This is a genomic window from Caulobacter segnis, assembly GCF_003243465.1.
GTDB lineage: Bacteria > Pseudomonadota > Alphaproteobacteria > Caulobacterales > Caulobacteraceae > Caulobacter > Caulobacter segnis_A.
Genome location: NZ_QFQZ01000013.1, coordinates 61,148 through 72,594 on the forward strand (window position 1 = coordinate 61,148; position 11,447 = coordinate 72,594).

The window sequence follows — 11,447 nt, forward strand, 5'->3', positions numbered from 1 at the left end:
TGGCTCCGCGTTGACCCGGCTCCCCTTCCCCACGCGAGGAGCCCTTCGATGCACACCAACGAAGATCACATCAAGCTGGTCAACGGCCTGGTCGAGACCACGATCGACAGCGCCGACGGCTACGCCGAGGCCGCCAAGGACGCCGACAACAGCCGCTACAAGGAGCTGTTCGAGCGCCGCGCCCAGGAGCGCCGCTCGATCGCTTCCGAGCTGCAGGACGAAGTTCGTCGCCTCGGCGGCGAGCCCAAGGACGACGGCACCATCCTGGCCGCCGCGCACCGCGCCTTCCTGAACCTGAAGGACGCCATGACCAAGGGCGACGAGGCCGTGGTCAACGAGGTCGAGGCCGGCGAGGACCACATCAAGGCCAAGTACGAGAAGGCCATGCAGGACGCCGACGTCGATCCCCAGACCCGCGCCGTGATCGAACGCGCCTGGACGTCGGTGAAGTCCGGCCACGACCAGATGCGCGACATCAAGCACATGTTGAAACACTAGCGACTAGAGACGGGCGGGTCCGAAGGGGCCCGCCCATTTGCTTCCTGGCGCGCTCCAACGCATATGAGCGCCATGGAAGACGCGACGCGCCCCGCCCCCGCCGAACGCCTCGTGCTGGACGAGCGGCAGGTGAACCTGATCGCCAAGGCCCTGGCCGAACCGCGCCGCCGTCAGATCCTCAAGGAAATCGGAGCCGCCAGCGAGCCTACGCCCTGCGGCGCCGTCGCCCAGCACCTCGAAGTCACCGCCGCCACCTTTTCGCACCACATGAAGGAGCTGGAAAACGCCGGCCTGATCCGCATCTGCCGTCAGGGCAAGTTCGCCTTCCTGGTGCTGCAGCGGGACGTGCTGAACGCTTACCTCGCGCAGTTGGGGGAGATTTAGGGCCCGCCCCCCAATCCGCCCCCCCTTATTGAAACACTTCGATGATTATCTAAATGTCTAACCGATCGCCGCTCAGGCGATGGAGAGACAGATCATGAGCAAGCTCGCAGGCAAGACCGCCGTGGTGACCGGCGCGTCGAAGGGTATTGGGGCCGGGATCGCCAAGGCGCTGGCGGCCGAAGGCGCGGCGGTGGCGGTCAACTACGCCTCGGACCAGGTCGGGGCCGAAAAGGTGGTCGCCGAGATCACCGCCGCCGGCGGCAAGGCGATCGCCGTTCAGGGCTCGGTCGCCAAGTCCGAGGAAGTCGTCCGGCTGTTTGAGACCGCGCAGACGGCGTTCGGAAGCCTCGACATCCTGGTCAACAACGCTGGCGTCTACGCTTTCACACCGCTGGAGGCGGTGACCGAAGCCGAGTTCAACCGCCAGTTCGACACCAACGTCTTGGGCCTGTTGCTGGCCACCCAGGAGGCGGCAAAGCGCTTTGGCCCCGAGGGCGGCAGCGTCATCAACATCAGCTCCTCGGCGGTGACCCTGGAGATCCCGGCCTTCTCGATCTACACGGCGACAAAGGCCTCGGTGGACGCCATCACCCGCGTCCTGGCCAAGGAGCTGGGGCCGCGCAAGATCCGCGTCAACGCCATCGCGCCGGGGGCCGTCGAGACCGAAGGAACCCATACGGCCGGGATCATCGGCTCGGACTTCGAGACCCAGATCGTGGCCGGCACCGCGTTGGGCCGGATGGGCCAGACCTCGGACATCGCGTCGGTCGCCACCTTCCTGGCCTCGCCTGAGAGCTTCTGGATCACCGGCGAGGTGATCGCGGTCGCCGGCGGCAACCGCTAGATCCTCAGACCATCCGATAGTGCCGCGCCAGGCGCTGCAAGGCGAGCTTCAGCACCGTCTTGCCCGTCCGGCGCGGCAGCTTCAGCGCCGACTCGGCCGCCTCCAGGGCCGAGCCCATCAGGCAGATCCGCTCCAAGATCTCGCGCAGGCCGGGCCCGACCGCCTCAAGGGCGCGAGCGATCCTCTGGCGGGCGGCGTGGTCGCGTTCCGCCGGCGCCAGACCTGGCATCCCGCCATCGACGCGCCCGGCGTCCCAGCGCATGGTCAGCCGTCCCTGGGCCCCCAAACGCTCGTACTCTTCCCGCAATCGCTCGCCAGCGGCGGCCTCGATCGGCGTCAGCCACGGTTGTCCATCGCGGTCGCGTCGGCGGGCCAGCCAGGCGATCGGCGACTCGCCCAGATTGCGGCGCACCGGCTTGGACGAGTCGGGCGAGGGAACCTCGGCCTCGATCACGCCCGGACGGCCGGGCGGCGGCGCGTCCGGCGCTGGCCGCGAGACCATGGTCCAGCCGCCTTGCGGACGGACCTTCAGAGTCGCTTCGCGCGCCAGGACCTGGAAGGCGGCCTCGTCCAGCGTCAGCATCACGCGCCGTCGGCGGTTGGCGCCCAGTCGAACGCCGTAGCCGCCGCCCTCCGGCGCCACCACCGCGCCCGGACGGGCCAGCAGGCGCATGGCGCGCTCGGCGTAGCGTCGCGCCTCGAGCTCCCTGTCGAACGCCTGGCTCATAGCGGCAGCGCCTCCGCATGGGCGGGCGCCTGGCGGAGGCAGGCCTCCAGCTCGGCTAGCCTGCGATCGAACTCGGCGTTCTCGCGCATGTCCTCGATCTTGCGGCAGGCGTGACCGCAGGTGGTGCGGTCTCGGCCGAACGCGTAGGCCACCCGGTGCAGCGGCCAGTGGAAGGTGATGTGGGTCAGATAGATGGCCAGATGCCGCGCGCGGATGGCGGCGTTGGTCGTGCGGCGGGCCGTATTGATCTCGGCGGCCGGGATCCCGGTGGCCAGGGACACGAGTTGGGTGACGAAACCGACCATCAGGCGGTCGCGTCGAGGATCGGGCGTGATCACCCAGATATCCTCAAGGGCATGAACCAGCATGGCGCTCTCTCCTCCCGACCGCGAGCAGGTCGGATGGCGCCACTATAGGTTTATTTTCCCACGAAGAGGAAGATATTCCTATAAGCTCATTGCGACGTGACTTAAATATCTGATTTCATTTGCATGATACCCCACGAACACCCGTAAAAGCACGGGCGTTCGTGCGCGTCACGCCGGCGCCGGGGCCTTTCGGAGGAGCCGAATCTCAGGGACGCGGTCGAACGTCGCGTTCATCCGTTTGATCCAGGCCTGGTCGAGCGAGGCGGTCCTCCTCCGCAGCACGCGACAGGCCTCGACACTGGCCTCCCGGGTCGCCACCGGGTTGGCGTCCAGAATATCCTGGGGACAGTGCTTGCGGAGCTCGCGAACGACTTCAGGGGGCGGCTCGGGCGCCGTGCTGAGCCAGCTTTCGGACTTCTGGAACCCGTCGGACGCCAGCAGCCGCCCCATATAGGCCCCCTTGGACGCAAGGAGCACAAGTCCGCTGGGATCCACGTTGATCAGCGGGAATAGGGGGGCCAGGGCGGGCAAGGCGGTATTGGCGTAGCACTGCACGCCCCAGTACAGGTTTGCGAACTCGGCGAAATGAGCGACGTCTCGCACCTGCTCCAGGCCGGACTCGGCCATGGGCATGATTTCGACCTTGGGCTTCAGCGGATCGACGCTGTCATTGGCGACATCGACATACAGCGAGCCCAGCTGGATCGCGTTCTGGAAGTAGCGGCCGCGTAGCACGCCCCAAACCACGGTCCCGACGCCGCCATGCTTGAGAAAGGCGCCAAGGGCTCGGCCCGCCGGGCTGCGCGCCCCGGCGTTGCGGACGCGAAGCTTCTTTACGACATCCTGCGCGATCTCCAGGCAGTAGCCATAGGGGTAGGGCTTGCCTCGGCGCGCTAAGGCGTTCGACGCGATCTCACGATCCGTCTCAGCCCTCATCGCCAGAAACAGCGCCTCCAGGTCCGGAAGAACGGGCAGAAGAAACCGACGCGTCAGCGCGGCTTGCAAACGATTGGCTTCAAGGGTGTCTGGCGGTGCGATCACAGGAGAACAAACGCTTGGAATCAGAGCGGCCTACATGCCGCGCGATGCGAGGATAGCGCCGACCTGGAGGATCGTCAGCCAGCTCCGGGACGGCGAAACCCGCCGGCGTCGCGTTCGTCACCTGCGGCGCTCGGCGATCCAGGCGTCGATGCGCCGCTCCAGCACCGCGAGCGGCAGGGAGCCGTCCAGCAGCACGGCCTCGTGGAAAGCGCGTTCGTCGAAACGCGCCCCCAAGGCCTGCTCGGCGCGGCGACGCAGTTCCAGGATCTTCAGCTCGCCGACCTTGTAAGCCAGCGCCTGGCCGGGCCAGGAGATATAGCGCTTCAGCTCGACCTCGATGTTCACCGGCGACAGCGCGGTGTTGTCGGTGAAGCAGGCGCGGGCCTGGTCCAGGCTCCAGTGCTTCCAGTGGATGCCGGTGTCGGCCACCAGTCGGCAGGCGCGCCACATCTCGTAGGATAGCCGGCCGAATAGCTCATAGGGATCGCGATAGATCCCCATCTCTTCGCCCAGCCATTCCGAATAAAGGCCCCAGCCCTCGCCGAAAGCAGTGAAGTAGAGGCTCTTGCGGAAGTCCGGCGCCCCGGTCTGCTCCTGCGCCAGCGACGTCTGGATGTGGTGCCCCGGCGCGCCTTCGTGCAGCACCAGGGCGGGCAATTCATACAAAGGCCGCTGGTCCAATTCCGAGGTGTTGATCATCAGCCCCCCGGCGCGGCCGACCTTGGGATCGCCGCCGAAGTAGCGGCCCGTGGTGTAGCCCTTCTCGATGCTGGCCGGCACGGGCCGCACGCCGTAGGTCAGGCGCGGCAGGACGCCGAAATGGGCCGGCAGCTGGTCGTCGGCGCGCTTGGCGATCTCGCTGGCCTTTTCCAGCAGTTGCTGGCGGCTTGTGGCGTAGAAGCGCGGATCCTGGCGCAGCATGGCGATGAAGGCTGGAAGGTCGCCCTGGAAGCCCGCGGCCTTCATGGCCTCCTGCATGCGCGCGCGGATGCGGGCCACTTCGGCCTGACCGATATCGTGGATCTGGTCCGGCGTAAGGGCGGTGGTCGTGTGCCGCCGCGCGAGGAAGGCGTAGTACCGCTTGCCGTCCGGCAGGTCCGAGGCGGCCAGGCTGCTGGCGGCGTGGGGGACGTACTCATCGGCCATGAACCTGGCGAAGCCGGCGCGGGCCGGAGCGACCTTGGCCGTCACGACGGTCTCGCCCTCGGCGATCAGCGCTGCGCGCCTCGCCTCGGGGACGCTCGCCGGCAGGGCGCGTAACGGGGCCAGAAGAGGATCGTCGGCCAGCGGCGTGGCGGCGATGCGCTGGGCGCGCTCCAGCACGGCCTGAGCCGTCGGGACCGCCTGGACGAAGCCCGCCCTCACCCCACGGCGGGCGTTATCGATGTTGACCGCGTACCAGTCGGGCATGCGGGTCAGCAGCGCGATCCAGCGGCGGGCTTCGGCCTCGTCCTTCAGCCGCAGCCCGCTCGCGCGATAGAGCATCATCACGTCGAAGCCGCCGTCGCTGCTGAACGGCATGCGCGACTCGTCGAAGCCGGCGGCCTCGATACGGTCTTTGACGGTCCAGAGGAGAAGCTCGCGCGTCAGCGTCTCCTGGCTCGACAGTCCAGCCTCGCCCATCGCGGTCAGCTCGGCCTCGATCGCCTTCAGCTTGGCCAGGCGCGCAGCGTCCGCCGTGCGGGTGACATCGGGCAGACGCCAGCGGCCCTCCGCGGCGCCTCCGGAGTCGTCGTCCTGGTCGCCGCCGCCCAGCGCCTCGAACCGGGTAACCAGGCGCGTCAGGGTTCCAGAAGGACCGGCCCACGCCGACGTCGCGGTCATGGCGGCGAGACAGACGCCGACCAGGGCGGCGCGCCAAGGGGCGATGCGAGTCATGCGCCGCAGATTAGGCGAACGGCGCTCGCCTCGCGACACGCGAATGACCGCCGCGACGACGGTCTGATTGTCCAATATCGGGAAGAACCGAGAATGGAGCGGGCGAAGAGATTCGAACTCTCGACATCCACCTTGGCAAGGTGGCGCTCTACCACTGAGCTACGCCCGCATCGGAGGGGCTTGGTGAAGCGCCCCGCGACGAGGAGGCGGCTTATGGCAGAGCGCTTCGCGGTTTGCAAGCGCCCTTTGAGGGGTTGCGGAGCGGCTTTTTTCGACGGCTTGATCTGACCGGGTTTCCGCCGGGTTGTCGCCCGGCGTTCTTCGGGGGCGGAGTGCCAGCGTTGCGTCTATTCGTGTTCGGCCTGGGCTATGTCGGGGCCGCTTTCGGCAAGGCCTTGCAGGCGCGCGGCTGGGAGGTCGCCGCCAGCGCGCGAACGCCCGAGCAGGCCGAGGCTCTGCGGCGCCAAGGCGTGACGGCGGTCGAGCCGGCGGACCGCGACGCCATGGCGCGGGCCTTGGCCGGGGTGAACGCGATCCTCGTGACCGCGCCTCCAGGACCGGAGGGCTGCCCGGCGCTCGAATCGCTGGTCCCCGCCCTCGCTCAGGCGGAGGCCTATCCGGACTGGATCGGCTATCTGTCGACCACTGGGGTCTATGGCGACTTCGACGGCCGCTGGGTGTTCGAGAGCTCGCCGCTGAAGGCGCAATCCGTGGAAGGCGCGCGCCGTGTCGGCGCCGAACGCGACTGGCAGGAGGTCGGGCGCGGCATGGGCCTGACCGTCACAGTATTCCGCCTGCCCGGCATCTATGGCCCAGGACGCAGCGCCCTGGACCGCTTGCGGGCCGGCGAAGGCCGCCGGATCGTCAAGCCAGGCCAGGTGTTCAGCCGGATCCATGTCGACGATATCGTCACGGGCCTGCTGGCGTCGCTGGACAGGCCCCGGGCGGGCGGAGTCTACAACCTCGTCGACGACGAGCCGGCGCCGCCGCAGGACGTTATGGAGCACGCCGCGAAGCTATTGGGAGTCCCGGTCCCGCCCGACCTGCCGTTCAACGAACTGGGCCTTTCGCCCGCCACGCGCCGCTTCTACGCCGAGAACAAGCGCGTCTCGAACGCCCGCGCCAAGGCCGAACTGGGCTGGCGGCCCACGTACCCAACCTATCGCGAGGGGCTAGCGGCGATCCTAAAGGCGGGCAGCTAGGCGCTCACTCGTCGTCGATAACGGGCGCGCGCGGCGTGATTCCCACCGCCTCCAGCCCCGCCGCATTGCGCAGCCGCGCCGCGCGAGCCAGGCGACGGCTGACCAGATCGCCCTCCTCCGGCTCGGCCAAGCCCTTGGCCTCGGCCACGGCGGCGACCAGGCGCTCCAAGTCCTTGGGCCGCGAGAGCCGGTGGTCGCCGTCCTTGACCAGGGTGAAGACGACATCGTCGCTGGTCAGGGCGTTGGCCAGTTCCAGCGCGTGGGTCCACGGCACGTCCGGGTCGGCGCCGCCCTGGAGAACACGCACCGGGACGTTGATCGGCACAGGCCCCGGCAGGATCGACCACCGCGCTCCGTCCTCCAGCAGCTCCCGCGTGATCGGATAGCCGCCGTCGTCGTATTCCGAGGGCCGAATCCAAAAACCATCTTGGGCGATCGCGACCTTGGCCTCCTCGGAGAGCTCCGGCGCCATCAACTTTTCGGTGAAGTCCGGCGCGGGGGCGATCAGAACCATCGCCTTCACGCGCTCGGGCCGGGCGATGGCGGCCAGGCACGCCAGCCAGCCCCCCATGGACGAGCCGACCAGGACCAGCGGTCCGTCCGTCAACTCGTCGATCACCGCGAGCGCATCGGCGCGCCACCGGCTGATCGTACCGTCCTTGAACGCGCCATCAGACGCGCCGTGGCCGAAATAGTCGAACCGGACATAGGATCCGCCGGTCGCCTGGGCCTGTTCTGCCAGCACCTGCGCCTTGGTCCCGGTCATGTCGGAGTGAAAGCCGCCCAGCCAGACCACCGTCGCGCCCTCCCCCGAAATACGCCGGAAAGCGAGGCGAGAGCCGTCTTCGCGCGTTAGGGCGCCTGGGGATTCGGTCATGGCGTCGCCTTGATCCTTTCGCTACTTAAGCCCGCGTTGTCCTCGCGAGAGTCGTGTGCCCGACCTACCTCCCGATTTCACCCTGCTGCAAGTGACGCCGGAGCTGGAAACCGGCGGCGCCGAACAGACCACGATTGATGTCGCCCACGCGGTGGTGGCGCAAGGCGGCAAGGCCCTGGTCGCGACCAGGGGCGGGCGGATGGCCGCGCGCCTGACCGCTGACGGCGGCCGCCTCGCCCATATGCCGGCCCAGTCGAAGAACCCGCTCGTCATGCTGGGCAACGCAGCGCGGCTGATCGACCTGATCCGACGCGAGAAGGTCAGCCTGGTCCACGCCCGCTCGCGCGCGCCGGCCTTCAGCGCCCTGTGGGCGGCCCACGCCACCAAGACCCCCTTCGTGGCGACCTATCACGGCGTCTACAACGCCAAGTCCAATCTCAAGCGTTGGTACAACGCTGTGATGACCAAGGGCGACCTTGTCATCGCCAATTCCGAGTACACGCGCCAGCACGTGATCCAGGAGCACGGCATCCCGCCGGAGAAGGTGGTCGCCATCCCGCGCGGCGTCGACTTGTCCCGCTTCGAGCCCGGCATGGTCGGCTGTGAGCGCGTGAAGGCGCTGGCCGATGCGTGGGGCGTCGCTGCGGACGAGCGGCGCCTGAAGGTGCTGCTGGCCGGCCGCCTGACCCGCTGGAAGGGCCAGGGCCTGCTGATCGAGGCCATGGCCTTGCTGAAGGCGCGCGGCGACGACCAGATCCTGCTGCTGCTGGCCGGCGACGACCAGGGCCGCAAGGGTTACCGGGCCGAACTCCTCGCCGCGATCGAGGCCGCGGCCCTGGGTGATCGGGTGAAGTTGGTCGGCCACTGCGACGACATGCCGGCCGCCTACATTCTGGCCGATCTGGCCATCGCGCCGTCGCTGGAACCGGAAGCCTTCGGCCGCACGGCCGTCGAGCCCCAGGTCATGGGCCGTCCGGTCATGGCCGCCGATCACGGCGCGACGCGCGAGACGGTCGTCCCTGGCGAAACCGGATGGCTGGTGAAGCCCGGCGACGCCGAGGCCTGGGCCAAGGCGCTTCAAGACGCCTGCGAGGCGGGAGCCGCGCGACGCCAGGCCATGGGCCAGGCCGCGCGGGCGCGAGCGCGGCGGTTGTACTCCGTGGACGCGATGTGCGAAGCCACGCTCGAGGTCTACGCTCGCGTCCTGCGGGCCCGCGACACGGAGCGCGAGTCTTGAGCAAGGAGATCAAGAAGGTCCTGGTCATCAAGCTGGGCGCGCTTGGCGACTTCGTCCTGGCGCTCGCGGCGATGAAGAAGATTCGCGAGGCGCATCCCAGGGCCAAGATCACCCTGTTGACCACGCCGCCTTTCGAGGCGCTGGCCAAGCTCAGCCCCTATTTCAATACGGTCGAGACGGACGGGCGTCCTGGCGATCTTAGCCAGACCCTGGCGATGATCAACCGGATCCGCAGGGCGGGCTACGATCGGGTCTACGACCTGCAAACCAACAGCCGCACCAACTGGTACTTCCAGCTGCTCCGCCCGTTCCCGCCGCAGTGGAACGGCATCGCCTTCGGCTGCGCCCTGCCCCAGAAGGGCAAGGCCCGGCTGCGGATGCATACGCTGGAGCGGCAGGCCGATCAGCTGAAGGCCGCCGGCATCTGGCCCGACGCCCCCACCGAACCGGGCAGCGCCCCCGCGCCGGACCTGTCGTGGATCCTGAAGCGGCAGAAGGAGCAGGCCCCGGTCGCCGGCGCGGCCAAGCCCAAACCCTACGTGCTGCTGGTGCCCGGCGGCTCGGCCCATCGCCCCGAGAAGCGCTGGCCTGTCGAGTTCTATGGCCAGCTGGCGTCGCTGCTTAAGGCGCGGGGCTTCGACATCGTCGTCATCGGCGGACCGCAGGAGAGCGCCATGGCGCGGCAGATCCAGAAGGCCGCCGCCGGAACCCGCGACCTGACCGGCCGCACCGACTTCGCCCAACTCGCCGTGCTGGGGGCCAAGGCAGCCTTGGCCGTAGGCAACGACACCGGTCCGACCCACCTGCTGGCCGCCGCCGGCGCACCGACCATCGCCCTGTTCTCGGACGCTTCGGACCCCGACCTTTGCGCGCCGCGCGGCCACGTGACGGTGATCCGCTCGCCGGACCTGCAGGCCCTGCCGGTCAGCACGGTGGCTAGCGCGGCCATGGCGCTGACGACGCGCTGACACCCGCCCCTTAGTATCCGGCGTAACGCCCCGGCTTGTGGTTGGCGATGATCACCGCGCTCAGCGCCACGGCGCTGGCGATCGACAGCAGCAGCTTGTCGAAGCTGATCGCGAAGAAGCCCGCGCCGACGATCACGCAGTCGGCCGCCATCTGCACCTTGCCGGCGCTGATCCCGCGTCGCTCCTGCAGATAGAGCGCCAGCACCCCGATCCCGCCGACGCTGGAGCGGTGCCGCGCCAAGGCCAGAATGCCCATGCCGATGATCGTGCCGCCGAAGATCGCCGCGAAGACGGGATCGACGCCCGTCACCTTCAGCCAGTGCGGCATGGCCCAGGCAAAGCCCGCCAGCAGCAGGTTGGTGGCCAGGGTCTTGAGCGTGAACACCCAGCCCAGGGTGCGCTGGGCCAGGATGTAGAACGGCAGGTTCAACACGAAGAACACCACCCCCACCGGCCAGCCGCTTAGGTAAGAGACGATCAGAGCCACGCCGGCGACGCCGCCCGTGACGAGGCCGGCGGCCTTCAGCAGCGTCAGTCCGACAGCGATGAAACTGGAGCCGATCAGGAGGGCATGGACATCCTCCAGGGCGGTGTGGCGATGCGGATTCATGGAGATCAGCCAGGGGTCTTCGTCAGGATGACACGCATCCCCGCCTCGCCGTTTCCCCCTATCCGCCATCTAGAGCATTTTCTGGCAATTGCGAAACGGCACGGGGTCGAAAAATGCCCCGAAATTTCTAGTTAGAGTGTTTTTTACCCAGCCCGATGAACTCCGCAGGATCGGAAAGAACTTGGCCGCCGAAAAAACGCGGTCAGGCGACGTCTCTTTAACCGCCTTCGCTTGATAGAGCGCGGCCGCCGCGTCATATATCAGTTTCTCGCGGCGCGCCCAGCGCGGCGCGCATGCGTTTAGCCCTACCCTATCAACTGCCTCGGAGCCGCCCCTATTCGCCGTCCTATGCAAACGCCGCCCGTCAAGGATGGGCCGCGTATCAACGATGAAATCCGCGTTCCCCGCGTCCTGCTGATCGACCAAAACGGCGAGAAGCAAGGCGAGATGCCGACGTCCGCCGCCCTCGAAGCGGCCGAGGAGGCTGGGCTGGACCTGGTGGAAATCGTTCCGAACGCCAATCCTCCCGTCTGCAAGATCCTGGACTACGGCAAGTTCAAGTTCCAGGAGCAGAAGAAGAAGAACGAGGCGCGCAAGCGGCAAAAGGTCGTCGAGCTCAAGGAAATCAAGCTCCGCCCGAACATCGACAAGCACGACTACGACGTCAAAGCCAAGTCGATGTTCCGCTTCTTCGAGGAAGGCGACAAGGTCAAGGTGACCCTGCGCTTCCGCGGCCGCGAAATGGCTCACCCGGAACTCGGCATGAAGCTGCTGCAGCAGGTCAAGGCCGACTTCGACGAGGTCGCCAAGGTC

General features: G+C 67.9%; 13 protein-coding genes and 1 tRNA gene. 7 read left to right on the forward strand and 7 right to left on the reverse strand.

Annotated elements, in window-relative coordinates; translation table 11 throughout:
- Positions 1-48 precede the first annotated feature (48 nt).
- The 3 genes from DI526_RS06420 to DI526_RS06430 all read left to right on the forward strand — a co-directional run bounded on the left by DI526_RS06420 (position 49) and on the right by DI526_RS06430 (position 1,726).
- Positions 49-498, forward strand: coding sequence for a PA2169 family four-helix-bundle protein (locus DI526_RS06420; RefSeq protein WP_304275576.1), 450 nt, complete (start codon positions 49-51; stop codon positions 496-498).
- Positions 499-561: 63 nt separating this feature from the next.
- Complete coding sequence (locus DI526_RS06425; RefSeq protein WP_304275578.1) at positions 562-882, forward strand: helix-turn-helix transcriptional regulator; 321 nt, start codon at positions 562-564, stop codon at positions 880-882.
- Positions 883-976: 94 nt separating this feature from the next.
- Positions 977-1,726 (forward strand): glucose 1-dehydrogenase, encoded by a 750-nt coding sequence (locus tag DI526_RS06430; protein WP_304275580.1) that lies wholly within the window; start codon positions 977-979, stop codon positions 1,724-1,726.
- Between the two features lie 4 nt (positions 1,727-1,730).
- Here the strand turns inward: DI526_RS06430 and DI526_RS06435 are convergent, their stop codons facing one another.
- The 5 genes from DI526_RS06435 to DI526_RS06455 form a co-directional block, all read right to left on the reverse strand.
- Entirely contained in the window at positions 1,731-2,453 is a 723-nt protein-coding gene (locus DI526_RS06435; RefSeq protein WP_304275582.1) for a DUF6456 domain-containing protein, read from the reverse strand.
- Positions 2,450-2,821, reverse strand: coding sequence for a helix-turn-helix domain-containing protein (locus DI526_RS06440; RefSeq protein WP_304275585.1), 372 nt, complete (start codon positions 2,819-2,821; stop codon positions 2,450-2,452). Before DI526_RS06440 ends, DI526_RS06435 begins: the two co-directional genes overlap by 4 nt.
- A 168-nt stretch (positions 2,822-2,989) precedes the next feature.
- Positions 2,990-3,757, reverse strand: coding sequence for a hypothetical protein (locus DI526_RS06445; RefSeq protein ID WP_304275587.1), 768 nt, complete (start codon positions 3,755-3,757; stop codon positions 2,990-2,992).
- A 222-nt stretch (positions 3,758-3,979) separates the two neighbouring features.
- Positions 3,980-5,740 (reverse strand): DUF885 family protein, encoded by a 1,761-nt coding sequence (locus DI526_RS06450; protein ID WP_304275589.1) that lies wholly within the window; start codon positions 5,738-5,740, stop codon positions 3,980-3,982.
- Positions 5,741-5,834: 94 nt separating this feature from the next.
- A tRNA-Gly gene (locus DI526_RS06455) sits at positions 5,835-5,909 on the reverse strand.
- Between the two features lie 172 nt (positions 5,910-6,081).
- Between DI526_RS06455 and DI526_RS06460 the strand changes: the two genes are divergently transcribed.
- On the forward strand, positions 6,082-6,942 hold the full coding sequence (locus DI526_RS06460; RefSeq protein WP_304275592.1) for an SDR family oxidoreductase: 861 nt from the start codon (positions 6,082-6,084) through the stop codon (positions 6,940-6,942).
- Positions 6,943-6,946: 4 nt separating this feature from the next.
- Here the strand turns inward: DI526_RS06460 and DI526_RS06465 are convergent, their stop codons facing one another.
- Positions 6,947-7,819, reverse strand: a complete 873-nt coding sequence (locus DI526_RS06465; protein ID WP_304275595.1) for a carboxylesterase — start codon at positions 7,817-7,819, stop codon at positions 6,947-6,949.
- 55 nt (positions 7,820-7,874) lie between these two features.
- Here DI526_RS06465 and DI526_RS06470 point away from each other — a divergent pair, with 55 nt between their 5' ends.
- Both DI526_RS06470 and DI526_RS06475 read left to right on the forward strand, forming a co-directional pair.
- Entirely contained in the window at positions 7,875-9,056 is a 1,182-nt protein-coding gene (locus DI526_RS06470) for a glycosyltransferase family 4 protein (RefSeq protein ID WP_304275597.1), read from the forward strand.
- Positions 9,053-10,024, forward strand: coding sequence for a glycosyltransferase family 9 protein (locus DI526_RS06475; RefSeq protein WP_304275599.1), 972 nt, complete (start codon positions 9,053-9,055; stop codon positions 10,022-10,024). Before DI526_RS06470 ends, DI526_RS06475 begins: the two co-directional genes overlap by 4 nt.
- A 10-nt stretch (positions 10,025-10,034) precedes the next feature.
- On the opposite strand, the gene DI526_RS06480 is transcribed toward DI526_RS06475, so the two are convergent.
- A complete protein-coding gene (locus DI526_RS06480; RefSeq protein ID WP_304275601.1) occupies positions 10,035-10,634 on the reverse strand; it encodes a YitT family protein in 600 nt (199 codons plus the stop codon).
- Between the two features lie 348 nt (positions 10,635-10,982).
- On the opposite strand from DI526_RS06480, the gene infC reads away from it, so the two are divergent.
- Positions 10,983-11,447 (forward strand): translation initiation factor IF-3 (gene infC, locus DI526_RS06485; RefSeq protein ID WP_304275604.1); only part of this gene is annotated, 465 nt, incomplete at its 3' end.

Bases quoted from the DNA above. Each gene is read 5' to 3' on its own strand.
- DI526_RS06480 (WP_304275601.1), bottom strand. From the start codon at position 10,634: ATGAATCCGCATCGCCACACCGCCCTGGAGGATGTCCATGCCCTCCTG.
- DI526_RS06450 (WP_304275589.1), bottom strand. From the start codon at position 5,740: ATGACTCGCATCGCCCCTTGGCGCGCCGCCCTGGTCGGCGTCTGTCTC.
- DI526_RS06445 (WP_304275587.1), bottom strand. From the start codon at position 3,757: ATGAGGGCTGAGACGGATCGTGAGATCGCGTCGAACGCCTTAGCGCGC.
- DI526_RS06440 (WP_304275585.1), bottom strand. From the start codon at position 2,821: ATGCTGGTTCATGCCCTTGAGGATATCTGGGTGATCACGCCCGATCCT.
- DI526_RS06430 (WP_304275580.1), top strand. From the start codon at position 977: ATGAGCAAGCTCGCAGGCAAGACCGCCGTGGTGACCGGCGCGTCGAAG.
- DI526_RS06435 (WP_304275582.1), bottom strand. From the start codon at position 2,453: ATGAGCCAGGCGTTCGACAGGGAGCTCGAGGCGCGACGCTACGCCGAG.
- DI526_RS06465 (WP_304275595.1), bottom strand. From the start codon at position 7,819: ATGACCGAATCCCCAGGCGCCCTAACGCGCGAAGACGGCTCTCGCCTC.
- DI526_RS06420 (WP_304275576.1), top strand. From the start codon at position 49: ATGCACACCAACGAAGATCACATCAAGCTGGTCAACGGCCTGGTCGAG.
- DI526_RS06425 (WP_304275578.1), top strand. From the start codon at position 562: ATGAGCGCCATGGAAGACGCGACGCGCCCCGCCCCCGCCGAACGCCTC.